Raw genomic sequence first — 22,940 nt, 5'->3', positions numbered from 1 at the left:
TCGATCAACGTCCTTGCCGAGGGCGGTACTTCCTGTTCCGACAGGGGGTGCCGCCCTCGGGCGTGTCCGGGATCACAGCGGGGCCGGGATGCCAGGGCCGCGCCGGGTGGTTGAACCATGTGTCCTATGCGTATGCACATACCATCCGGTACCTCCAAGGGAGCCCCCACGTGACCGTCGCCGCCTCCGCTTCCCGCGCCGCCGAAATCCTGTCCCGGCCCGTATCGCTGGGCGGCCTGACCGTTCCCAACCGGATCGCGATGGCGCCGATGACCCGCATGTTCTCCCCGGGCGGTGTGCCCGGCGAGGACGTCGTGTCGTACTACGGGCGCCGTGCCGCCGCCGGAGTGGGCCTGATCGTCACCGAGGGCACCTACGTCGGCCACGAGTCGGCCGGGCAGAGCGACCGCGTGCCGCGGTTCCACGGCGAGGAGCAGCTCGCGGGCTGGGCGAAGGTCGCCGAGGCGGTGCACGCCGGGGGCGGCACTATCGTGCCGCAGCTCTGGCACATCGGCATGGTGCGCAACCAGGGCGAGCCCCCGTTCGCCGATGCCCCCGCCGTCGGCCCCTCCGGTCTGCGCATCGGCGCCGACGAGCCCACCGGCAAGGTCATGACCCAGGCCGACATCGACGCCGTCATCGGCGCGTTCGCCGAGGCCGCTGCCGCCGCCGAGCGCATCGGCTTCGACGGCGTGGAGCTGCACGGCGCCCACGGCTACCTGCTCGACCAGTTCCTGTGGGAGGGCACCAACCGCCGCACCGACGCCTACGGCGGCGACCGGGTCGCGCGCGCCAAGCTCTCGGAGGAGATCGTCGCGGCCGTCCGCGAGACGGTCTCCGCCGACTTCCCCGTCATCTTCCGCTACTCCCAGTGGAAGCAGGAGGCCTACGACGCCCGCCTCGCCGAGACCCCGGAGGAGCTGGAGGCCATCCTGACGCCGCTCGCCGCCGCCGGTGTCGACGCCTTCCACGCCTCCACCCGCCGCTACTGGGTCCCCGAGTTCGAGGACTCCGACCTCAACCTGGCCGGCTGGACCAAGAAGCTCACCGGCAAGCCCACCATCACCGTCGGCTCGGTCGGCCTGAACGGCGACTTCATCAAGGCCTTCCAGGGCGAGAGCGCCGAGGTCGGCGACCTCGACAACCTCCTCGACCGCTTCGAGCGCGACGAGTTCGACATGGTCGCCGTCGGCCGCGCCCTGCTCCAGGACCCCGAGTGGGCCCGGAAGGTGCTCGACGGCCGTCTGGAAGACCTGGCTCCGTACAACCCGGCGTCGCTGAAGACCCTCAGCTGACACCCGTCACCTGAGCCTCTGGATCTGCTTGCGTCAGTCAAGGACACTGGCCGGACGCCTGTTCACCGGCATCCGCGAGGAGATCCAGATGACGACGACCGAATCCCGCCCGTCGGCGGGCGGCCCTTCGGAGGAGCCCGCACCGGTGGTCCGTACGACCGCCGGTGCGGTTCGGGGCCGAAGGGAAGAGGGACTCGCGGTCTTCCGCGGCATCCCGTTCGCCGCACCCCCGGTGGGCGAGGCCCGCTTCATGGCCCCCCGCCCGGCCCGTCCTTGGGACGGCATACGCGACGCCCACGCCTTCGGCCCGCCGCCCCCGCAGGACCTCGGCAACCTGGGCGGCCCGGGCCTGCTCGACGTGCCCGAGGGCGACGAGTGGCTCACGGTCAACGTCTGGACGCCCGAACCCGACCCGGGCGCCCGGCGGCCGGTGATGGTGTGGATCTACGGCGGCGCCTACAAGCTGGGCCACTCCGGCAGCCCCGGCTACGACGCCCGGCGCATCGCCACCGAGGGCGACGTGGTGGTCGTGTCCCTCAACTACCGCCTGGGCATGGAGGGTTTCGCGACGATCGAGGGCGCTCCCGCCAACCGCGGCCTGCTCGACCAAGTGGCCGCCCTGGAATGGGTGCGGGACAACGTCGAGGCCTTCGGCGGCGACCCCGGCCAGGTCACGGTCTTCGGTGAGTCCGCGGGCGCGGGTTCGATCGCCTCGCTGCTGTCCATGCCGAACACGGCCGGACTGTTCCGGCGGGCGATCGTCCAGAGCGTGCCCGGGACGTTCTTCTCCGACGCCCTGGCCCGGGACGTCGGCACCGCCCTCGCCGCCGAGCTGGGCCTGCGCCCCACGGTCGCCGACCTCTCGACGATCGCTCCGCACCGGCTGACCTCGGCGGGCGAGACGCTCAGCGCCAAGATGCTCCAGCGCGTCGACCGCTGGGGCCAGGCGGCGCCCACGGTCACGCCCTTCTCCCCGGTGGTCGACGGCGAGGTCCTGCCGACCATGCCGTGGCAGGCGCTGCGGTCCGGATCGGCGAAGGACGTCGACCTCCTCGTCGGCCACAACCGCGACGAGTACCGCCTGTTCATCGCGATGGCGGGCCGACTGGGCCGGATCACCGACGAGAGGGCGGCCTCCGCCCTGCGCCTGTTCGCCCCCGGGCCCGACGGCGAACAGGCGTACCGCGCCGCCTTCCCCGAGGCCTCCCCGAGCGAACTCTACGAACGCGTCCAGACGGACTGGCTGTTCAACATGCCCACCCTGCACCTGGCCGAGGCCCAGCGCGCGGGCGGAGGCCGCGCCCACGTCTACGAACTGACCTGGCCGGCCCCGGGCAACGGCGGCGCGCTCGGTGCCTGCCACGGTCTGGACATCCCGTTGCTGTTCGGCACGTACGGCGCGGACCTGGGGCTGCTGCTGTTCGCGGGCGCGGAGCCGTCCGCCGAGGCCCTCGCGCTGTCGTCCCGCTTCCGCGCGTCCTGGACGTCCTTCGCGAGGACGGGCGACCCGGGCTGGCCGGCCTACGACGACGAGCAGCGGCTGGTACAGGTGCTGGACGCGGAGCCGGAGGTGAGGGCGTACCCGGAGGAGCGGTCGCGGCGGCTGTGGGAGGGGTACGAGTTCCTGCCGCTTCCGCTGCTGTAGCCCGGCCGGTCAGAGGTTGCCCATCGGCTCGATGTCCACCTTCACCGGCGTCCCCCACACCCGCAGCACCTCGTAGTCGGTGAACTCGTGCACCAGCCGGTACGCCATGGCGGCCCGGGGAGCCTTGCGCTGGGCGTTGATGAACAGCTCCGCCTCCCGCCGGTCCCGGCGCGGGGTGCCGCACAGCTGCCAGTTCTGGCCGTTCCACAGCTCCGCCAGCCAGCGCTGCTGGGGCTGGGGGCGGTCGCCGCGCACGCCGTAGCGGGACGGCGCGGGTTCGACGGGCTGGTACTGGGGAGCGGGCCCGTTGAACTCGGCCCTGCGGGCGGCCCGGCGCCGCGTCTCGCACAGCAGGCACAGGTCGGGGGCGGCCTCGTCGACCGGGCCGTTCGGGTGCTCGGGGCAGCGGGTGGTGGGCGCGGCGTTCGAGACGCTCTCCTCCAGCAGGTCCAGCGCACGCTTCAGATCGGCCTTGACCTCGTGCAGCTTGGCGTCCGGGGTGTCGGCCGTGAGGGCCTCCCCGTGCTCGCCGAGGAGTCGGAGGGCGCGGCCTAGGGCGGTGAGCTGGGCGTGGTTCATGGGTCCATTGTCCTCAGTCGGCGCAATCGTGGCGTCGTCGGGACATCGCCGCGCGGATCACAGCCGCGTGGGCGTGGACCGTAGGGGCGGAAAGGGGTGCAGCGGGTTGTGCGGGGGCGCGTTCGCCCCGGCAGGCGCTGCAACGACCCCCTGGCAGGGTTTCCGGACGCCCCGGGGCGCCGCAGTTCGCGCACTCCAGGATCCGTAGGGGTGGGCGGGGAGGGGGTGGTGGGGATGGAAGTTTGCTGGTCAGGCGGTTTCGGACCAGCGCGGCGGCGTGGTGGACGGGCGTCGGCAGGCCGGCGGTGAGCGCTCGCAGTACGTCGTCTTCCGATGCGCCCCGCTCGAACCACTCCGCCACGAGTGGGGCGAGGGTCGCGCAGTCCGCCTCGGAGAGGGACAGGACGGGTGCTGTGCGGCCGAGGGCGGCGAGGAGGATGTGGGCCCGGGATCGGGTCGGGCGTGCAGTCTGCGGCCGTGGTGCGTCGCCGCGGGTGAACGCCGTCCACCAGTCGTCATCCCGTGCGGTGCGGGTGAACCACGTTCGGGTGATCCAGCGGGAGCTGCCGTCGTCGGCCGTCACGCACTCCCGGCCTCGGCGCAGGTGGCCCGCCTGCTGGATGCGGTTGAGGGCCGTGCCGAGGGCGCACTGTCCGTAGGGGAGCTGTTTGGCCAGCGTCTTCACGGAGATGTCGGCGCCGTCGGGGAGCCGGTCGAGGTAGGCGGCGATGGCGGCTTCGCGGGGCGGGAGGTGGGCGAAGTCGTGTTTCGTGCCGGGGAGTTGGCCGGGGGTGGTGCGTTTGCCGTAGCCCGGCCCCGCCATGGGGTGCGCGGACGGGACGGCGGCACTAAAGTTGGCGTCAGCCATGGGATCGACTGTCTTTCGATCTCGTTGGTTAAGCCCCCGCAGGTGTTGGCGCACCGGGCGGGGGCTGTTGCTTGTCCAGGAACGGTAGAGGTATGTGACTGTCCGTGGCAAGCCGAACGCGTCGCGTCAACTCACTGGGTGGGAGGGTGGGTTGAGGCCCTCCACCCGTTCCTTGAAAAGAGGGCTCGAAGCCCGGGTCCCGAAGCTCAGGCCGTCTCGTCCTTGAGGTTCTCGACGAATGCGGTCCAGGCCATCGCCCGGAACACGAGCTTCGGGCCGTGAGGGGTCTTGGAGTCGCGGACGGGGGTGAGGCTGGGGTGGCCGTCGGCTATTTCCAGGCAGTCGCCGCCGCTGCCGCCGCTGTAGCTGGACTTGTGCCAGGTCGCGCCGTCCAGGTCGTACTCAGGGATGCTCCTCATGGCTGCCATCCTGCGCGATGTCCTCGATGAGAACCAGGGACCTTTCCGGCGAGAGGGCGTACGCGGTCAGTAGTTGGAAGGTGCGCCGCTGATACCGGACGGTTGCCGGGTCATCCTCCAGCCGCCCCGTGCCGACCCCCTCGAAGTAGAGCAGCGGAGGGGCGTCCTCGAAGTCCATGAGCTTCATGGAGCCCTCCATCGAGGCGTGGGCGCCCGCGCTGAAGGGCAACACCTGCGCGATGATCCGGTTCCGGCGGATCAGGGCAGTGACGTGACGTAGTGCCTCGGCCATGACCTCCGGGCCGCCGGTCTGCCGACGCAGTGCAGCCTCGTCAAGCACCGTCCACAACAACGGGCTTGTTGGAACGTCGAGGATGCGGGCCCTCTCCGTCCGGGCCGTCACCAACTCCTCGATCACCTGCTCCGGTGCTGTGGGCCGGTACGCGCGGAAGACGGCCCGTGCGTACGCGGCGGTTTGCAGCAGCCCGGGAATGAGGAGCGGCGCGAACTGTCGGATCTCAGTAGCCGCAGCCTCTGCCTCCGCCGCCTCCGCAAAGTGCTCCGGATACTTCGACTTCGCCGCCGCCGCACAGTTCCGCTGGAAGAAGTCCTCCGTCCCCAGCACCTCGTCCAGCAACCGCGCGTACTCCCGCTGCAACCTCCGCGTCCCCGCCTCCAGCTGCCCGATGAACGACCCGCTCACGAACAGCCGCTGTCCCAGTTCCTCCTGGCTCAGGCCGGCCTTTTCTCGGGCGTGGCGGAGTTCGGCGCCCAGGAGGGCCCGAGGGGAGGAGGACGGGTCGAGGTCCCTGGATCCGGGCATGGGCGACTCCCTGTCGTACGGATCGGGTTGTTGGACCGCCGTGTCTGGCCAGGTTAGGGACGCGTCGGACACGCTGTGTGGTGATTCGCCAACTCAGCGTGGAGGTAGGACGGGATGCGCTCGACCGAAGAGATCGTGAAGTCGCTGCGGGACGCTCTCGCGGGGGTCGGTGTCGTGTTGCCGTCCCTGCGCGTGGACCCGGTCACGGCCGCGAGTGACGAGCCGTTCGCGCTGGTCGATCTGGGGCGGTGCAACGTACGGACGGCCGAGCAACTCACCGACGTGCTGCGGTCGTTGCCCGTGCGGGAGGCCTTGCGGGCTCGCGTTCGGCAAGTCAACCGGGAGCCCAAGTCACGGTGAAGTAATAGCCAACGATGGATGTACAACCATTCGCCCTCCGCCACCGTCGAACAGGCGTATCGCGCATACACCGGCGTTCGCCCCACCGCACGCCACTCCGGAAATCACATCCTTTCCCCAGAGGAATCCTGTCTTATGACGTTCCGTTGGCTGTGCGGTGTCCTGCGTGTGCGCGGGAAGACCGACCTTTTGCTTGTGTTCCTGTTCGCCGCCGGATTCGCCGCACTGCCCGTCTTCGCGCTGCTCCCCTCACTGTGGGGCTTCGCCGCGGCCTCGGCCGTGACGTACGCCGTGGACGAGGTGCTGCACACGCGGGCTCCCGCCTTCGTGCGGCGGCTGGCCGCGTTGCAGCTGACCCGGACGATGCGGTTCGCCGTGCGGACGGTGATGCTGCTCGCGCTGGCCGAGCGGATGGGCGCGCCGGAAGCGGTGCTGGTGGCCGCGCTGGCCGTGTTCAGCGTCCACTTCGGCATGGTGATCATGTATACGGCGGTGCACCACGCCATCCGGCGGCGCCGCACGCTGTCGGTCGTGGTGCGCAACCTCGACATGAGCGGGGCGGGCATCCAGCAGTCGCCGCCCGCGCTCCTCTACCGGCGCTTCCTGCGCAAGCTGCTGCATCTCGACGTGCCGGCCCACGCCGGGCTCCTCGCCGCGCTCGCGGCCGGGGCGTGGCAGTCAGCCGGCATCGGGTTCGCCCTCACCGCCGGGCTGGCGGTCGCGGCCGTGGCGGCGCTGCTGGGGCAGCTGCGCCGGGCCCGCCGGATGCCGCCGGACGCCGAGGTGATCGCCGAGCTCAACCGGCAACTCGCCGGATACCGGCCGGAGGTGGCGCTGTACTTCAGCTTCGCTTCCGTGTCGCGGGACTTCATGTACCAGGTCAACATGTGGATCGAGACGCTGGAGCAGCTCGACCGGCGGCCGCTGATCATCCTGAGGGAGCGGGCCTCGTTCCGCTACCTGGGCCGTACGTCGATCCCGGTCGTGTGCGTGCCGAAGGCCGACGACGTGGCGCAGCTGGAGCTGCCCGAGCTGCGGGTCGTCCTCTACCCGGGCAACGCGGGCAAGAACGTGCACATGCTGCGCGTCGCCGAGGCCAAGCACGTGTTCATCGGGCACGGCGACAGCGACAAGCTCGCCAGCAGCAACCGGGTGAGCAAGGTGTACGACGAGATCTGGGTGGCCGGGCGGGCCGGGCGCGACCGCTACCAGCGGGTGCGGCACGCCATCAGCGACTCGGCGATCGTCGAGGTGGGCCGCCCGCAGCTGTCGTCGATCCGGCTGCACGCCGACCACGTTCCGGGACCGGTGCCGACCGTGCTGTACGCGCCGACGTGGGAGGGCTGGAGCGACGACGACTGCCACACGTCGCTGATCCCGATGGGCGTGCCGCTGGTCGAGAAGCTGCTCGCCGAGAACGTCCGGGTCCTCTACAAGCCGCACCCGCTCACCGGCAAGCGCTCCCGGGTGGCGGCCGAGGCGGACCGGGCCGTCCGGGAGCTGCTGCGCGCAGACAACGAGCGGCGGGACGCCCGGGACGCCCAGGAGGCCGAGGCCGCGATCGCCGCCGCCCGGCCGCGGCTCGCGGAGATCCAGGCCCGGCTCGGCGAACTGTCCGGGCGGCTCACCGGCGACGACGCCCAGCAGGTGCGCGATGCGCGGATCCCCGTCCGGGACGGGGAGGCGGAGTGGCACGAGCTGCGGGCCGAGTGGCACCGGCTCTTCTGGCAGAGCCGGGGGCCGGTCCGGCACCAGGTGATCCTCAAGCAACTGCCCACGCTGTACGAGTGCTTCGACCAGGCCGACGTCCTCGTCAGCGACGTCTCGTCCGTGGTCGCGGACTTCGTGGCGAGCCTCAAGCCGTACGTCCTGACCAACGCGAACGATCTGCCCGACGAGGACTTCCGGGCGGCGTACACCACCGCCGGGGGCGCGTACCTCCTGGACCGGGCCTGCACCCGCCTGCCGGAGATCCTCGACTCGGTGCGCGCGCCGGGCCGCGACCCGATGGCACCCGAGCGCCGGGTCCTCAAGGAGTACGTCCTCGGCCCGGACCGCCCCACGTCGATGGAGCGGTTCAACACGGCGGTCAACGTCCTGGCCGAGAAGGCGACGGCGGAGCAGGCCGAGCGGCTGGGGGAGGGGGAGGTGCAGAGGGTGGTCGTGGGCGCGTGACGGTTCAGCCGGCGGCAGCCGCCAGGGCCTCGCGCAGGTGGCCGTCGGACTCCTCCAGCAGCCTGGCCGCCGTCGGTCCGTCGACGTCGGCCAGGAGGGCGAGGATCGCGTTCTTGACCTCGCCGTCCGTGGCGGTCAGGGCCCGCTCGATGTCCTCCTCGGCGGCGCCGGTGGCGAGGGCGACGATGCGGTGGGAGCGGGCCCGGAGCTTATCGTTCGACGCGCGGACGTCGACCATCAGGTTCCCGTAGGTCTTGCCCAGCCGGATCATCGTGATCGTCGAGAGCATGTTGAGGACGAGCTTCTGCGCCGTGCCCGCCTTCAGGCGGGTGGAGCCGGTGAGCAGTTCGGGGCCCACGACGATCTCGATGCCGTGGTCGGCGGCGGCCGCGAGCGGGCTGCCGGGGTTGCAGGCGAGGCCGATGGTGAGGGAGCGGCGGGCGCGGGCGTGTTCGACCGCGCCGATGGCGTACGGGGGGCGGCCGGAGGCGGAGATGCCGACCACCGTGTCGTCGGGGGTCAGGGCGAGGACCTCCAGGTCCGCCTCGGCCAGTTCCCGCGAGTCCTCAGCGCCCTCCACCGAGGTGACCACGGCGTCCCGGCCGCCCGCGATCAGGCCGACGACCCGGGAGGGGTCGGTGTTGAACGTGGGAGGACACTCGGAGGCGTCCAGGACGCCCATCCGGCCCGCCGTGCCCGCGCCCGCGTAGACCAGGCGGCCGCCCCGGGCCATCCGCTCCGCGACGGCGTCGATCGCGGCGGCGATCTGCGGCAGCCGGGCCGCGACCGCCCCGGCGACGGTGGCGTCCTCGCCGTTCATCAGCCGGGCGATGTCGAGGGTGGGCAGCCGGTCGATGTCCGCGAGTTCCGGCCGGAAGGCCTCGGTGGTCAGGGACTCCAACTCGGTCCTGACATCGCGGGGGCTGGAGGTGGAGGTCATGGACGGCTCTTTCCGTGTCTTTCCGGTGCTGGGCGGGGCGGCTGCCTCAGGAACGATGCCGGTGGGCCAGCGCCTCGTACGACGCCGAGAGCGCCGGCGCCGCCGTCTCGTACGTCCGCTGCGCCACCCCCACGAACAGGCAGTCCACCACGAGGAGCTGGCCCGTGCGGGACGACATCGCCGCCGGGCGCAGCTCGCTCTCGCGTGCGGTGGACGTGGTGAGGACATGATCGGCGTACTGCGTGACCGGGCCGTCCGGGCGGCCGGTGATGGCCACCGTCGTCGCGCCGCGCTCGAAGGCGACCCGCAGCGGCTCGATGACGTCCCCCGTCGACCCGGAGTGCGTGACGGCCACCGCGACATCGCCCGCGCGCAGTTGCACGGCGTTGGTGACGGCGAGGTGCGGGTCGCTGTGGGCGTGGGCCATGAGTCCTATGCGCAGCAGCTTCTGCGTGAGGTCCTGGGCGACCAGGCCGGACGCCCCGACGCCGTACACGTCGGTGCGGCGGGCCGTGGCCAGTGCGGCCACGGCCGCGCCCAGTTGGACGGTGTCGAGGCCGGCGGCGGTGTCGGCGAGGGTCTGCTGCTCGTCGTAGGCGAGCTTGGCGACCACGTCGGCGATCGGGTCGTCCACCGCGATGTCCGTCGTGATGGCCGGGGCGCGGCCCGACTGCTGCTGCGCGGCGAGGCCGGCGAGCGCCAGGCGCAGGTCCCGGTAACCCGGATAGCCCAGCAGGCGGGCGGTGCGTACGACGGTCGCCTCGCTGGTGCCGGTGAGTTCGGCGAGGCCGGTGACCGTGAGGGCCGCGCAGCCGGCCGGGTCGCCGGCGACGGCCTCGGCAACGCGCTGCATGGAGCGCGTCATCGACGGGCCCAGCGTGCGGACCTTGGCCGCGAGGGCGGCGGGGGCGGGTGGGGCGCCGCTCGCCCCCAAGGAGCCGCTCCGCTCGCGGGCGAAAATTTCCTTCACGTCACGGGTCACGATTGAAAGATATTTTCGGCGCGGCGCCGGGGTCAAGAGTGCGCACAATGGGTGCATGGAACCCATCAGCCCCCTGGAGCAGGCGCTGCACGCCGCGCGCGCCCTCGTGCTGGCCGACCTCGTCGCGGGACGCGTCGCCGAGGCGGATGTCGTGTCCCTGGTCGAGGACTCCGTCACACAGCGGCGATGGTGGGTCGAGCAGTGGCCCGAGGGCGCCCGGTACGTGGCCGGCCTGGTCGCGCAGGACGTCCAGGACGCCCTGCTGGAGCGGTACGGCCGCTGGCCGCTGTGCCCGGTGTGCGGGGCCGGTGAGCCGCACGCCCTCGACGTGGAACCGGAGTTGGGGCCCGACCCGCACTGGGTGTGCAGCGAGGCGGGCGTGAAGGTCGCCGCGGTGGGATCGCTGGGCGAGGCCATCGGCGGGCCGGCGTCCTCGTGAGGCCTTCGTGACGATCTACATCGACCCGCCGACCTGGCCCGGCCACGGCCGCATGTGGTCCCACCTCGTCAGCGACGTCTCCTACGAGGAGCTCCACACCTTCGCCGCGCGCCTCGGCGTCCCCCGCCGGGCCTTCGAGCGCGACCACTACGACATCCCCGACGAGCGGTACGCCGACGTGGTGGCCGCCGGGGCCGTGGAGGTCAGCAGCCGTGAGGTGGTGCGGCTGCTGCACGCGGCGGGGCTGCGGTGGCCCAAGGGGCGCTATCCCTCGCGGGGTTCGCGCAGCTCGTAGGCCAGAAGCTCGGGGTCCTCGGCGGGCACCTGGATGAATCCGGCCCGGGCGAGCACGTTCTGCGACGGCAGGTTGCCCCGCTCGACGTTCGCGAGCACGGTCCGCACCCCGTCCCGCTTCAGCGCCCGGGCCGACAGCGTGCGCAGCGCCTCGGTGGCGTAGCCGTGGCCGCGGGCGCCCTCGACCAGGTCGTAGCCGATCTCGACCCGCCCCGCCGCGTCCGGGACGCCGTGGAAGCCCATGGCGCCGAGCGCGCGGCCGTCCTCGCGCCGGACGAGCACGTACATGCCCCACTCCGGCCGGTGGGTCCCGTCCTCGTACTGCTTGTACACCAGCCCGGCGCCGACCCGGGTGCCCTCGACCGGGCCGCCCTCGATCCACTCGAAGCCGCCGTCGCCGACCGTGGACAGGTCGGTGGCCGCCGCGGGCGTGACGCCCTCCAGGGTGAGCCGCTCGGTGTCGAGCACCAGGTTGTTGTTCCAGCGCCACTCGGTGAGCGGGGCGCGGCCTGCCAGATCCCCCCGGCCGGTGGCCCACAGCAGGGTCGGCCACGGGGTGGGGCCGGGCTGGACGTGCGGGAAGATCCGGGTGAGCACGAAGTCGCACAGCTCGGGCGCCGGTTCGTACGACAGGCCCAGCCCCTCGCAGATGTCGTGTGTGTGCAGCAGCACCTCGATCACGCCCATCGCGGCGAACCCCTCACGGTTCGCGCTGCGGAAGGGGTACGGATGGAAGGCCCGCACGTGCCGCGGGGCGGTACGGATCGCGGCCGCGAGCAGGGCACCCGTCGTGCCGATCACCCGCAGCACGTCCGCGTTGCCCGTGTCCTCCTCCATCGACAGCTCGAACGGCGCGTACCCGTCCTGCTCCCGCCCCGCCAGCTGCCCCGCGTACGCGATGAGGTCCTCGGCGATGTGCACCGCCGTCCGCCGGCAGTCCCAGTCGAGCCGCCCCGCCCGTACGCCTTCCCAGTCCCCCTCGGTGACCGCCCCCAGCAGCCCCACGCACTCGGCGACGGCCTGCTCCACCTGTTCCGCTCCCGTTGTCCACATGGCGGGCAGGCTACGAGGCGTCCCGGGATGGGAGCGACAGCATTTCCAGCTCGGCCGTGAGGTTGTAGCGGGCCGTGACCTCCCACGCGGCGGTGCCGTGCGGTGTCCTGAACAGGCGGGGGAGAGCGAGGAGCTGGCGCAGGATCGTGGCGCGCCCCTCGCGGAAGGCGTCGTTGGGGACGAAGTGGTACTCCGCGCGGACGGCCGCGGTGTAGGCGGCGTACGCCGACGGGGGCGAGGCGAGGACCGCGAGGTCGGCGTCGCACAGGACCTGGCCGTCGGGGTCGTCGTCGGCGGGGTCGTGGGTGACGGTGAGCCGGACCAGGCGGGCCACCTCGGCGGTCTTCGCGTCGGGCACGCCGGCTTCGGCGAGGGCGCGTTCGGCGAGGCGCGCCGAGCGCTCCTCGTTCTCGGAGCGGTCGGGCAGGTACACCGCGTCGTGGAACCAGGCGGCCAGCCGGACCACGTCCGGGTCGTGCGCGTACCGCTCCAGTTCGTCGACGCGGTCGAGGACCGCCGTGAGGTGTCCGACCGTGTGGTAGCGGCGCTGGGGCTCCTGCCAGCGGGTGAGCAGGTTGTCGGCGTACGGCGCCGGGTCCGGGCCGCCGGCCGCGCCCCGGGTCGCTTCCAGGGTGCGGGCGAAGCGGGTTCGCAGGGAGTCGAGATCGGCCATGGGGGCATTCTCCCGCCGAGCGGGGTCGGGCACCTAGCGTGGGGGCATGACGACACCTGCTGATGTTCCAGACGTACGGGACCCCGAGCAGCCCGGGCGGCTGCTGACGATCGAGCGTGACGCGCTGATCCCGCTGCTGCGGGGCCGGGCCGGGGAGGACTTCGCGCGGCCTGTCGCCGCGTGTCCGGGCTGGACGGTGCGGGACGTGCTGGCGCACTGCTCGGCCGCGCTGACCCGGGTGGCGGAGGGCAGGTTCGAGGAGGGCGTGTTCTCACCCGAGTCCAACGACCGGGACATCGCGGACCGGGCCGAGTGGAGCGACGCGCAGGTCGTCGACGAACTGGAGCGAGGGATGGGCGCGGCCGGAGCCGCGATCGCCGGGGCCGACGGCAGGCTGGACGGCCTCGCCCTCGGGGAGTGGGTGCACGCCGGGGACGTCCGCGAGGCCCTCGGCGAGCCGGGGGCGTACGGCGGGGCCGGGCTGCCGGACGCGCTCGCGCTGCTCGCCCGGATCACCCGCGAGCGGGGGCACGTGCCGCTGCACGCCGACCTCGACGACCTGGACGAGCCGCTGCGACTGGGGGAGAGCGGCGGGGAGCGGCCCCCGGGCCGTTTCATCGGGGACGGACCGACACTCGTACGGCTGTACACGGGGCGGCCGGTCGACGGGGCGGCGGCGTTCGAGCTGGCCGGGGTCGAGGCGAAGGAGCTGAACATCTACGGCTGAGGCGGGGCCCCGGGGGCTTCGGATTCCGCGGGAGTGGGCAGCGTAGTCTTGATTGGACTAGACCTGTCGCAACCGCCGGGCGTCCGAACGCCGACGCCATCCCGACGAAGGGGCCCCATGAGCAAGCGTGCAGTCCTGGAGGTGATCGCCCTCGGCGTCGAGGACGCGGTCGCCGCCCAGGCGGGAGGCGCGGACCGCCTTGAACTGGTCACCGACATGGCGGCCGACGGGCTCACACCGTCGGCCGCCACCGTCGCCGGGATCCGGGGGGCGGTCGACATCTCCCTGCGGGTGATGATCCGGCCGGCTGACGGGTTCGCCGCGGGTGATGTCGACCGGCTCGCCGATACGGCTGCGGAGCTGCGGGAGGCCGGGGCGGAGGAGTTCGTGCTGGGGTTCCTCGACGGAGGGGGTGCGGTTGATCTCGCCGCCGTGGAGCGGGTGGTCGCGGTCCTGGACGGATGCCCCTGGACATTCCACCGGGCCATCGACCGGGCCGCCGACCGGGACGCCCTGCGTAAGCAGTTGGACGGGATGCCGGGGCTGGACACGTACCTGACGGCCGGGGCTGCGGGTGGGGTCGACGAGGGGCTGCCTGTGCTGCTCGCTGAGGCCGGGCGGGCCGGGGAGCCCGGGTATGAACAGCGGTTGCTGGTGGGGGGCGGGTTGCGGCTGGAGCATGTGCCGGTGCTGTCGAAGGCCGGGGTCGATGGGTTTCATATCGGCGGGGCGGCTCGGCCTCGGGGGTGGGACGAGCCGGTGTCCGTCGAGGCGGTCGCGGTGTGGCGGGCTGCGGTGGATGGCGCTCAGTAGGAACTGCGCGTCGGGGCCGGCGCCGGGTGGGTGCGCGGCTCGGCGCGACGAGGTACCGCTGCGCCCACCCGTGCCGCCCCCCCCGGCGGCACGCACGCCCGCAGCTAAGCCAGTTGGTCCGGCAGCGGGGCCGTGTGGGTCACCGTCAGGCCCGATACCGCCCTCGTCAGTGCCACGTACAGGCGGCGTAGGCCCGTGCGTTCGTCCGGTTCTGCGGCTACCACCGCCCGGGGGTCGTCCAGGACCACGTAGTCGTACTCCAGGCCCTTCGCCAGCGACGCCGGGACCAGGGTCAGGCGGGTGTCCTGGGTGGTCTCCTCGCCGGGGCCGAGGTACGGGATGCCGGCCTCCGTCAGGGCCTCGGCCAGCTCGGGCACGCGGGCGTCCGCCGCGATCAGGCCCGTCGAGCCCTCGTGGCGCAGCGACTCGCGGCAGGCCTCGACCACGTCCTTGCCGCCGGAGACCGGCCGGACTTCGAAGTGGCCCGGGTTCTCGCGGATCGACACGACCGGGGTGAGGCCCGGGGCGATGTGCGGGAGCAGCCGGGAGGCGTAGGTGATGACGTCCGTCGGGACGCGGAAACCCGCCGTCAGTTCCTCCACCAGGGCGTCCTGCTTGCCGAGGTGCGCCAGTGCCTCCTGCCAGCTCCGGGTCGCCCAGGGCGTCGTGCCCTGCGCCAGGTCGCCGAGGACGGTGGCGCTTCCGGTGGTGCAGCGGCGGCCGACCGCCCGGTACTGCATGGGGGAGAGGTCCTGCGCCTCGTCGAGGACGACGTGGCCGAGGGAGTGCGTGCGCTGGATCAGGTCGGTGGCCTCGTCGATCAGGACGGCGTCCGCGGGGGACCACTTGGCCGACTTCACGCTGCGCGCCGGCTTGGCCCACAGGATCGCCTTCTGCTCGTCCCCGTCGAGGATCCCTTCGGCGTGGGTGGCGAGGAACTCCGCGTCCGACAGCAGCCGCAGCACCAGCTTGGCCGGGTCGACGGCCGGCCAGACCGCCTTGACCGCCGCCTTGACCGCGCTGTTGCGGGCCACCGCGTCCTGCACCCGGTCGTCCGGCGCCTCACCCGACCGTTCCATCTGTACCAGCACGGCGTGCGCGATGCGCTGCGGCAGGGCCTCGCGGGCGGCGCCGTAGCGGATGTCCCGGTCGAGCAACTCGCGGACGAGTTCTTCCAGTTCGTAGGCCGGGACCCGCCAGCGGCGGGAGCCGCGCACGACCACGACCGGTTCGGCGGGCATCGTGACGTGCGAGTAGAGGGCCCTGCGCAGCACCTGCGCCAGCCGGGCGTCGCCCTTGACGACGGCGGCCGTCGCGTCGTCCGTGCCCTTGATCTCGACATGGGCGACGAGGTCGTCGACGGTGGCCTGCTGGACGGCCAGCTCGCCCAGCGCGGGCAGGACTTGCTCGATGTAGTGCAGGAAGGACCGGTTCGGGCCGATGACCAGCGTGCCGGTACGGGCGAGCCGCTCGCGGTGGGCGTAGAGGAGATAGGCGACCCGGTGCAGGCCGACGGCGGTCTTCCCGGTGCCCGGGCCGCCCTGCACGCACACCGTGCCGGACAGGCCGGACCGGACGATCTCGTCCTGCTCCGGCTGGATCGTCGCGACGATGTCCCGCATCGGGCCGACACGCGGCCGCTCGATCTCCTGCTGGAGCAGCTTGCTGGTCCGGGCCTCCCCGGCGGAGCCGGATGGTGTCACAGCCGCCGGGTCGGACAGGTGCTCGTCCTCGTACGCCGTGAGGTCGCCGCCCGTGTAGCCGAAGCGGCGGCGCAGCGCGATGTCCATCGGGTCCTTCTTGGAGGCCCGGTAGAACGGCTGCGAGACCGGCGCGCGCCAGTCGATGACCATGGGGTCGCCGTCGTGGTCGTGCACATGGCGGCGTCCGATGTAGAAGCGCTCGCCTTCCGCGCCCTCCGCCTCCTCGGCGTCCGGGGCGTGCAGGTAGTCGAGCCGGCCGAAGAACAGCGGGGTGCCGCTGAGGTCGGCCAGCGCCTTGATGCGTTTCTCGATCTGGTGGGCCAGCGCCTCGGCGTTGACCCAGTTCGCGGTGACGTCGCTGATGTCGAGGGCCTCGACGCCCTCGCGCATGGCACGCAGGGCGGAACGGGACGCGCAGAGGTGGGAGCGCTCACGCGCGAGCGGGTCGTCGACGGGCGTGGACAAGGGGGTGCCTCCGGAGGGACCTGCTGAAGAGTGGGCGGTGAGATGCCGGCCGGTTTCCGTCCGGTCGGCGGCACTCCGTGGCGGAGGCGGGCAAGAGCGGAGATCCTAGAGGAGCGGGGGCGCCGGCCGCGAACGGTTTTCCCCCTTCCGGTTCCCCTGCCCCCTCGTCCCCTAGGGGACAGAGCCCTCCTCCCCGAGGGGGCCGGATCGCCCCACGGGCGTACGCGGACCACCGCACAGTTCGGTCCGGAGACCGACGCGGGCTTTACGGACGAAAACGCACCATGGAGACATGAGCGCAGCAACCATTCACCCCGCCCCGGCACCGGGCCGCCCGCCCGGCGCCACCGCCGTGGCAGGCAGCCACCGCCACCGCCTCGGCGATGCCCTGCGCGCCGTCAAGGTCTTCGCGGGCGCCGCCTTCGACGTGGTCGTCCTCGGTCAGTACGGAGAGGAAGTCGGCGTGGTCCGCCGCAAGTGAGGACGCGTGGTCCGCCGCAAGGGAGCCGACCGGCCCGGCCCCGTCAGCTCTCCGCCAGCAGCTCGTCCGCGTCCATGATCCGGTACGCGTAGCCCTGCTCCGCCAGGAAGCGCTGGCGGTGGGCCGCGAAGTCCTGGTCGATGGTGTCCCGGGCGACCACCGAGTAGAAGTGCGCCTGGTGGCCGTCGGACTTGGGGCGCAGCACCCGGCCGAGGCGCTGGGCCTCCTCCTGCCGGGAGCCGAAGGTGCCCGAGACCTGGATGGCGACCGTCGCCTCCGGCAGGTCGATCGAGAAGTTCGCGACCTTGGACACGACGAGCACGCTGATCTCGCCCTCGCGGAAGGCGTCGAAGAGCTTCTCCCGCTGCGCGTTCGACGTCTCGCCCTTGATCACGGGCGCGCCCAGATGCTCCCCGAGCTCGTCGAGCTGGTCGATGTACTGCCCGATCACGAGGATCTGCTGCCCGGCGAACCGCCGCACGATCGCCTCGGTCACCTTCCGCTTCGTCGCGGTCGTCGCGCAGAAGCGGTACTTCTCCTCCGTCTCGGCCGTGGCGTACGCGAGCCGCTCGGAGTCGGTCAGATTGACCCGGACCTCGACGCAGTCGGCGGGCGCGATGTAGCCCTGCGCCTCGATCTCCTTCCACGGCGCGTCGAACCGCTTGGGACCGATCAGGGAGAACACGTCCGACTCGCGGCCGTCCTCGCGCACCAGGGTGGCGGTCAGACCGAGCCGCCGGCGCGCCTGGAGGTCGGCGGTGAACTTGAAGACCGGCGCGGGCAGCAGGTGCACCTCGTCGTAGACGATCAGCCCCCAGTCCCGCGAGTCGAACAGCTCCAGGTGCGGGTAGACGCCCTTGCGCCGGGTCGTCAGCACCTGGTACGTGGCGATCGTGACGGGCCGGATCTCCTTCTTCGTCCCGCTGTACTCGCCGATCTCGTCCTCGGTGAGCGACGTCCGCTTCACCAGCTCGTGCTTCCACTGCCGCGCGGAGACGGTGTTGGTGACGAGGATGAGGGTGGTCGACTTCGCCTGGGCCATCGACCCGGCGCCGACCAGCGTCTTCCCGGCGCCGCAGGGCAGGACGACCACGCCCGAACCGCCGTGCCAGAAGTTCTCCACGGCCTGCTTCTGGTACGGCCGCAGCGCCCAGCCGTCCTCGGCCAGCTCGATCTCGTGCGCCTCGCCGTCGACGTACCCGGCGAGGTCCTCGGCCGGCCAGCCCAGCTTCAGCAGCGTCTGCTTGATCTGGCCTCGCTCGGAGGGGTGCACGACGACCGTGTCCGGGTCGATGCGGGCGCCGACCAGGGGCGTGACCCGCTTCGACCGCAGGATCTCCTCCAGCACCGGGCGGTCGGTGGTGGTCAGGACCAGTCCGTGCGCGGGGTGCTTGGAGAGGGTGAGACGGCCGTAGCGGTCCATCGTCTCGGCGATGTCGACGAGCAGCGCGTGCGGCACCGGGTAGCGGCTGTACTGCACGAGCGCGTCCACGACCTGCTCGGCGTCGTGCCCCGCCGCGCGGGCGTTCCACAGGCCCAGCGGCGTCACACGGTAGGTGTGGATGTGCTCCGGCGCCCGCTCCAGTTCCGCGAACGGGGCGATGGCCCGGCGGCAGCCGTCGGCCTGCTCGTGGTCGACTTCCAGGAGCAGGGTCTTGTCGGACTGGACGATCAGCGGACCATTCACGCGCGGCACCCTTTCTACGGCCGGAGGGCTCGGACGGCTCGACAGCGCGACGCCTCGGCCAAACGTCCAGTGTGCCTGATCGACCGCGTCAGGTGGTGTGATCTGCGCGTCCGGTCGTACTGAATGCCTATTCATCCCAACGTGTGGTGTGAATTCAGTTTTTCCAGTGCGGCCCCGAAGAATGGCGCAGGTGCAGAACCCGACGACCACCACGCTCGGCTACGCCCTGTTCGCCACCCGCTGGCTCCAGGCCCCGTTGTACTTCGGGCTGGTGGCCGCCCAGGGCGTCTACGTCTACAAGTTCTTCAAGGAACTCTGGACCTTAATCCTGATGTGCGTGACCGGGCACGCCACCGAGACGTACGTGATGCTCGCGGTGCTCAAGCTGGTCGACGTCGTCATGATCGCCAACCTGCTGATCATGGTGATCGTCGGCGGCTACGAGACGTTCGTCTCGCGCATCGGCCTCCAGGGCCACCGTGACCAGCCGGAATGGCTCTCGCACGTCAACTCCAACGTGCTGAAGGTCAAGCTCGCCACGGCGATCGTGGGCATCTCCTCCGTGCACCTGCTCCAGATGTTCGTGGACGTGCACCACACCTCCCGGCACGCCCTGCTGTGGGGGACGGTGATCCACATGGCGTTCATCGCCTCGGCGGCGATCCTGGCGTACATGTCGGGCCCGATGGTCGCCCACACGGACCGCGGACACGCCGACCCCTCACCGGCCGCGCCCGCGCAGGCCCCCGACCACGGAAGCCGGCAGCACACGGAACCGGAATCCGGGAGGGCCCCGGCTGCCGCCATCCCTCCACAGCCCGATCCCGACGCCGACGCCGAAGCCCGGATCCGTGCCGCCGGGTTCCCGGCGCGCAAGGTGCTGGAGGAGTTCGACCAGCGGCATCCCCGGGGCTTCGACCGGGAGGCCCTCGCGCGGCTCGGCAAGGCGGACTTCGTCGACGCCCGGCGGAACGTGGTCTTCGTCGGGCCGCCCGGCACCGGCAAGACCCACCTGGCCGTCGCCCTGGGCGTGCGGGCCTGCCAGGCCGGGCACCGGGTGCTGTTCGCGACCGCCGCCGAGTGGGCCGCCCGGCTCTCCGATGCCCGGGCCGCCGGCCGGCTCGACGCGGAGCTGGCCGCTCTCGACGATCACCCCCTCCTGATCGTCGACGAGGTCGGCTACACGCCCTGCGACGCGGCGACCGCGGGCCTGTTCTTCCAGCTCGTCGCGCACCGCTACGAGCGGGCCTCACTGATCCTGACCAGCGACCGCCCGCTCGGCCGCTGGGACGAGGTCTTCGGCCCGTCCGCCCCGGCGCTGACGGACCGCCTCGCCCATCACGCCGAGATCGTGCGGCTGGACGGCGACAGCTACCGGACGCGGCGCGCTACTTCAGCGTGGGCAGACTGACGTTGTTGACCAGCGGGCCTTCGATGGAGACCCCCTCGGTGACCAGCGGCTCCACCGCGGTGACCGGCAGGGGCAGCGGCGGTGGAGAGGCCGCGGCGGCGGAGGGCGCGAGCACCCCCACGAGCACGACGGCACAGACGGCGACGGCGGGCAGGTTCTCACGCATGAGGACGGCAGGGCCTTTCCAGGACCGAGGGACGGGACACCGCACCGCGGGCCGGTCCGGGGCGTCTGGACCGGCCCGGTGGGTGCGCGGGAGCGGATCAGATCTGCGGTGTCTCCAGGACGAGGCCGGCGACATCGATACTCACCGCGGAGGCCGGGGTGGCGAGCCCCCCGAACGTCATCAGGGCGGCGGTGGCGAGGACGGCGGCGACGCGACGGACAACGCGCATACGGGGGACTTCCTTTCGGCGATGCTCACAGGACACCCGGTGGCTGCCCCCGCGCACCCGGCGTGATGCGGCACGCCCGGGAAGGTCGCCCGAGCGTGGGACATCCCCGGCGTGGCGTGCATGAACGCCCGCCCGCACCCGAACGGGTGACGCGGGCCGCGAGCCGCCGTCAGCCCGCGTCGTCGGCGAGCTCCGCGACCCCGGTGATCCGGTGCAGCGGATACGTACGGACCTCGTCCGCGGTGTGGTCGTACGCCGTGACGAAGCCGCCCTCGACACGCACCGGGGCGATGACCCGCTGGCTGGCGGCCCCCTCGGCGTTGACGTAGCCGATCCACAGGGACTCGCCGGTGAGGACGGCGGCCTGCATGGTGGCCAGGGTCTCGGCGGCACCGGTGCGGGGCAGCTCGCCGTTGCCCGCCGGAGCCGTGCCGGGCTTGCGCGGGGTGGTGGAGGCGAGATCTCCGGCCCGGATCGCGCGCAGCGCGGCCGCCAGGAGGGTGTCGTCGGGGACCGGCGGGCCGTCCGGCACCGGCTCGGGCGCGGCGCGGGGCGGGGTGCGGCGGGCCAGGGCGCGGGTGATCAGCACATCGCCCTCGGCGGACTCGGCGGCCGGCGCGAATCCCATCGCCCGCAGGCCTTCCAGGAGCCCCGACGGGTCGGTCTGCGCGGCCAGTACGGTCGGCGCGAGCCGGCGCAGCCCCAGCCCGGCGGCCCGCTTGTCGGCGAGGATCTCGCTGAGCACCGCGTCGTCGTCGCAGCGCACGTACGCCGAGGCCGCGCCGACGCGCAGATGGCCGTGCCGGCGGGCCACGTCGTCGATCAGGTACGCCAGCGGCTGCGGCACCGGCGTGCGGGAGTGCGCGGCGAGGAAGGCGTGCAGGTCGGAGGCGGCCTGTCCGGCGTCCAGCGCCCGCCGCACCGAGCCGGGCGTGAAGCGGTAGACGGTCGCCCCGCCCTTGGACTCGACGTCCGCCAGCACTCCCAGCATGTCCGCGAGCGGCCGCCGCAGGGGCCCGGGCGCCACCGCCGTCAGGTCGGCCTGGAGCAGCACGTGGTCCAGCGGCTCGGGCAGCAGCGGCGCGAGCAGCCGCGCCGCGGCGGCCGAGGCGACGGCCTGCTCGGCGGGGGAGAGGGGAGCGAGCGGGGCGGGCCGGTGATGGTGGTGGACGGGCAGTTTGTCCCCCGGGCCGGAGGGCTCCCCCGCCGGGCCCGGCGCGGGAGCCGCGGGCGCGCCCAGCAGCGCCCGGCCCTGGGCCGACAGCGCGCCCCGGCCCGTGACGCCCAGCTGCTCCGCCTCGGACAGGGCCCACTCGGCGAGCCGGCCGCGCAGGTCGTCCTCGCGCCGGTCGCCGCGCAGGGGCCGCTCCCAGCGCAGCCGGGCCAGCACCGAGGCGGCGGCCGGAGCGGCGCCCTCCGGCAGCCCGGCCAGCAGCGCCAGCACCCGGTGCCGTACCTCGGGCGCCGCCGAGCGGTCCAGGCCCGGCCCGAGCGCCGACAACGTACGGTCCTTCGCGTCCCGCCCGCCCACCAGACCGGCCGTGCGGGTCGCCGCGAGCCAGGCCGTGACCAGCCGCGACCAGCGCTCGGCGGGGGGCTGCTCCAGCCACTCGTCGTACGCCGGGGTCGCCGCGTACCGCTCGTCGGCCTCGCCGTCCGAGGCGATCAGGCCCGCCGCGTACGCCAGCTCCACCCAGAACGCGGCGGTCGGCTCGGGCACGTCGAGGGCGACCGCGGTCCGCTTCAGGTCCCGCACGCTCAGCCCACCGGCCCGCAGCACCGCCGGCCCGCCCTCGTCCCAGTCCTTCAGCAGCTCCTCGACGGTCGCGAGCGCGGTGTACGCCTGCCCGGCCGCGGCGCTGTCCACAACCTGTGGACGGTGAACGGCGGCCGCCTCCACGACCGGCGGCACGGGCTCGGGCGTCCGGTGCGCCAGGCCCCGTCGCAGGTGCAGGGCGACCTCGCGCGGCAGGACGACCGTCCCGGGCGCCGTCGGCAGCAGCAGTCCGCGGTCCAGCAGCCAGCGCAGCCGGGGTGCCGGATCGTGCGTGACCTGCCCGTACGGCGGCCCCCACGTCAGGCGCTCCAGCACCTCGACGGAGTCGGCCGGGGCGGCGGCGAGCAGCGCGGCCATCCGGGCCCGGTCCGTGAACAGCCCGGCCAGCGCGGTCACGGCGGAGACCGAGTCGTGCGTCGAGGCCAGCCCGGCGGCCGTGACGATTTCCTGGATCCGCCCCGGGGACATCCCGGCGGTGGCCTCCTGCACCGTCGGGCCGAGCCCCGTCGGCGAGGGGTGCTGCGGCGAGGGGGCCAGCAGCTCACGCGCCGTGCGGACCAGCCGCAGCCGGTCGTCGTCGCCCCACACCAGGGCCTGCTCGCGCAGCAGGTCCAGGGCATGGGGCAGGGCGGTGACGACGACCGGGTCGGCGTCGTCCCCGGCCATGAGCCCGAGCAGTTCGCCGTAGGACGCCGGTTCCGCCGCCACGGCCAGGGCCTCCGCCGTCTGCAGCGCGAACCGGTCCAGCCGCTCCAGGGCCCGCACGACCGAGGCACGGGTGCCCGCGCGGGTCGCGAGCTGGGTGAGGTCGGTGGGGACGGGCGTGATGAGATCCGGGCGGCTGCGCAGGAGCGCGCCCAGCGCGGCGTCGCCCCGCGCGCGGAGCGCTTCCGCGAGGGAGCGGGGGGCCGGGGGCCTGTCCTCGGTGCTCATCCG

The 22,940-nt window shown here is 72.9% G+C and carries 23 protein-coding genes; 10 read left to right on the top strand and 13 right to left on the bottom strand.

Features of this window, described 5'->3' with window-relative positions:
• Window positions 1–170: 170 nt before the first annotated feature.
• Window positions 171–1,295: an NADH:flavin oxidoreductase gene (locus A4E84_RS18030; RefSeq protein WP_062927575.1), complete on the top strand. Its 1,125-nt coding sequence runs from the start codon at window positions 171–173 to the stop codon at window positions 1,293–1,295.
• Between the two features lie 88 nt (window positions 1,296–1,383).
• Entirely contained in the window at window positions 1,384–2,940 is a 1,557-nt protein-coding gene (locus tag A4E84_RS18025; RefSeq protein ID WP_062927574.1) for a carboxylesterase/lipase family protein, read from the top strand.
• Between the two features lie 9 nt (window positions 2,941–2,949).
• Here A4E84_RS18025 and A4E84_RS18020 read toward each other — a convergent pair whose 3' ends face one another.
• The 4 genes from A4E84_RS18020 to A4E84_RS18005 all read right to left on the bottom strand — a co-directional run bounded on the left by A4E84_RS18020 (window position 2,950) and on the right by A4E84_RS18005 (window position 5,629).
• Window positions 2,950–3,519, bottom strand: coding sequence for a hypothetical protein (locus A4E84_RS18020; protein WP_062927573.1), 570 nt, complete (start codon window positions 3,517–3,519; stop codon window positions 2,950–2,952).
• Window positions 3,520–3,532: 13 nt separating this feature from the next.
• Complete coding sequence (locus A4E84_RS18015) at window positions 3,533–4,342, bottom strand: hypothetical protein (RefSeq protein ID WP_062927572.1); 810 nt, start codon at window positions 4,340–4,342, stop codon at window positions 3,533–3,535.
• A 251-nt stretch (window positions 4,343–4,593) separates the two neighbouring features.
• Entirely contained in the window at window positions 4,594–4,806 is a 213-nt protein-coding gene (locus A4E84_RS18010; RefSeq protein ID WP_062927571.1) for a DUF397 domain-containing protein, read from the bottom strand.
• The gene (locus A4E84_RS18005) at window positions 4,790–5,629 is read right to left on the bottom strand and encodes a helix-turn-helix domain-containing protein (RefSeq protein WP_062927570.1); all 840 of its coding nucleotides are present in this window, start codon (window positions 5,627–5,629) and stop codon (window positions 4,790–4,792) included. The genes A4E84_RS18010 and A4E84_RS18005 overlap by 17 nt, the downstream gene beginning before the upstream one ends.
• Window positions 5,630–5,743: 114 nt before the next feature.
• Between A4E84_RS18005 and A4E84_RS18000 the strand changes: the two genes are divergently transcribed.
• Window positions 5,744–5,989: a hypothetical protein gene (locus tag A4E84_RS18000; protein ID WP_062927569.1), complete on the top strand. Its 246-nt coding sequence runs from the start codon at window positions 5,744–5,746 to the stop codon at window positions 5,987–5,989.
• A gap of 135 nt (window positions 5,990–6,124) precedes the next feature.
• Window positions 6,125–8,164: a hypothetical protein gene (locus A4E84_RS17995; protein ID WP_062927568.1), complete on the top strand. Its 2,040-nt coding sequence runs from the start codon at window positions 6,125–6,127 to the stop codon at window positions 8,162–8,164.
• A gap of 4 nt (window positions 8,165–8,168) precedes the next feature.
• On the opposite strand, the gene murQ is transcribed toward A4E84_RS17995, so the two are convergent.
• Both murQ and A4E84_RS17985 read right to left on the bottom strand, forming a co-directional pair.
• Window positions 8,169–9,104: an N-acetylmuramic acid 6-phosphate etherase gene (gene murQ / locus A4E84_RS17990; protein ID WP_062927567.1), complete on the bottom strand. Its 936-nt coding sequence runs from the start codon at window positions 9,102–9,104 to the stop codon at window positions 8,169–8,171.
• 46 nt (window positions 9,105–9,150) lie between these two features.
• Complete coding sequence (locus tag A4E84_RS17985) at window positions 9,151–10,086, bottom strand: MurR/RpiR family transcriptional regulator (RefSeq protein WP_062927566.1); 936 nt, start codon at window positions 10,084–10,086, stop codon at window positions 9,151–9,153.
• Between the two features lie 55 nt (window positions 10,087–10,141).
• Between A4E84_RS17985 and A4E84_RS17980 the strand changes: the two genes are divergently transcribed.
• Together A4E84_RS17980 and A4E84_RS17975 are read left to right on the top strand one after the other, a co-directional pair.
• Complete coding sequence (locus A4E84_RS17980; protein ID WP_062927565.1) at window positions 10,142–10,525, top strand: hypothetical protein; 384 nt, start codon at window positions 10,142–10,144, stop codon at window positions 10,523–10,525.
• Between the two features lie 7 nt (window positions 10,526–10,532).
• A complete protein-coding gene (locus A4E84_RS17975) occupies window positions 10,533–10,820 on the top strand; it encodes a DUF4031 domain-containing protein (protein ID WP_062927564.1) in 288 nt (95 codons plus the stop codon).
• Here A4E84_RS17975 and A4E84_RS17970 read toward each other — a convergent pair.
• Entirely contained in the window at window positions 10,790–11,872 is a 1,083-nt protein-coding gene (locus A4E84_RS17970; protein WP_237304948.1) for a GNAT family N-acetyltransferase, read from the bottom strand. The two genes, A4E84_RS17975 and A4E84_RS17970, sit on opposite strands and share 31 nt — an antisense overlap.
• Window positions 11,873–11,882: 10 nt before the next feature.
• On the bottom strand, window positions 11,883–12,545 hold the full coding sequence (locus A4E84_RS17965; protein ID WP_062927562.1) for an HD domain-containing protein: 663 nt from the start codon (window positions 12,543–12,545) through the stop codon (window positions 11,883–11,885).
• 46 nt (window positions 12,546–12,591) lie between these two features.
• Here A4E84_RS17965 and A4E84_RS17960 point away from each other — a divergent pair, with 46 nt between their 5' ends.
• Window positions 12,592–13,272, top strand: coding sequence for a maleylpyruvate isomerase family mycothiol-dependent enzyme (locus tag A4E84_RS17960; protein WP_062927561.1), 681 nt, complete (start codon window positions 12,592–12,594; stop codon window positions 13,270–13,272).
• A 117-nt stretch (window positions 13,273–13,389) separates the two neighbouring features.
• Window positions 13,390–14,085, top strand: coding sequence for a copper homeostasis protein CutC (locus tag A4E84_RS17955; RefSeq protein WP_062927560.1), 696 nt, complete (start codon window positions 13,390–13,392; stop codon window positions 14,083–14,085).
• A gap of 104 nt (window positions 14,086–14,189) precedes the next feature.
• Here the strand turns inward: A4E84_RS17955 and A4E84_RS17950 are convergent, their stop codons facing one another.
• Window positions 14,190–16,253 carry a HelD family protein gene (locus A4E84_RS17950; protein WP_062927559.1) on the bottom strand — a complete coding sequence of 688 codons (2,064 nt, stop codon included), beginning with the start codon at window positions 16,251–16,253 and terminating at the stop codon, window positions 14,190–14,192.
• A gap of 292 nt (window positions 16,254–16,545) precedes the next feature.
• Here A4E84_RS17950 and A4E84_RS17945 point away from each other — a divergent pair, with 292 nt between their 5' ends.
• Entirely contained in the window at window positions 16,546–16,734 is a 189-nt protein-coding gene (locus A4E84_RS17945) for a hypothetical protein (RefSeq protein WP_062927558.1), read from the top strand.
• A gap of 43 nt (window positions 16,735–16,777) precedes the next feature.
• On the opposite strand, the gene A4E84_RS17940 is transcribed toward A4E84_RS17945, so the two are convergent.
• Window positions 16,778–18,421: a DNA repair helicase XPB gene (locus tag A4E84_RS17940; RefSeq protein ID WP_062927557.1), complete on the bottom strand. Its 1,644-nt coding sequence runs from the start codon at window positions 18,419–18,421 to the stop codon at window positions 16,778–16,780.
• Window positions 18,422–18,602: 181 nt separating this feature from the next.
• On the opposite strand from A4E84_RS17940, the gene istB reads away from it, so the two are divergent.
• Window positions 18,603–19,832, top strand: a complete 1,230-nt coding sequence (istB, locus tag A4E84_RS17935) for an IS21-like element helper ATPase IstB (RefSeq protein ID WP_062927556.1) — start codon at window positions 18,603–18,605, stop codon at window positions 19,830–19,832.
• Here istB and A4E84_RS17930 read toward each other — a convergent pair.
• The 3 genes from A4E84_RS17930 to A4E84_RS17925 all read right to left on the bottom strand — a co-directional run bounded on the left by A4E84_RS17930 (window position 19,810) and on the right by A4E84_RS17925 (window position 22,937).
• A complete protein-coding gene (locus tag A4E84_RS17930) occupies window positions 19,810–19,998 on the bottom strand; it encodes a hypothetical protein (protein WP_062927555.1) in 189 nt (62 codons plus the stop codon). The genes istB and A4E84_RS17930 overlap by 23 nt on opposite strands.
• 97 nt (window positions 19,999–20,095) lie before the next feature.
• Window positions 20,096–20,227 carry a hypothetical protein gene (locus tag A4E84_RS45240; RefSeq protein ID WP_257784341.1) on the bottom strand — a complete coding sequence of 44 codons (132 nt, stop codon included), beginning with the start codon at window positions 20,225–20,227 and terminating at the stop codon, window positions 20,096–20,098.
• Window positions 20,228–20,396: 169 nt separating this feature from the next.
• A complete protein-coding gene (locus A4E84_RS17925) occupies window positions 20,397–22,937 on the bottom strand; it encodes a helicase C-terminal domain-containing protein (protein ID WP_062927554.1) in 2,541 nt (846 codons plus the stop codon).
• Window positions 22,938–22,940 lie beyond the last annotated feature (3 nt).

The organism is Streptomyces qaidamensis (assembly GCF_001611795.1).
Taxonomy (GTDB): Bacteria; Actinomycetota; Actinomycetes; order Streptomycetales; family Streptomycetaceae; genus Streptomyces; species Streptomyces qaidamensis.
This window is presented reverse-complemented; position numbering and strand designations above follow the sequence as displayed.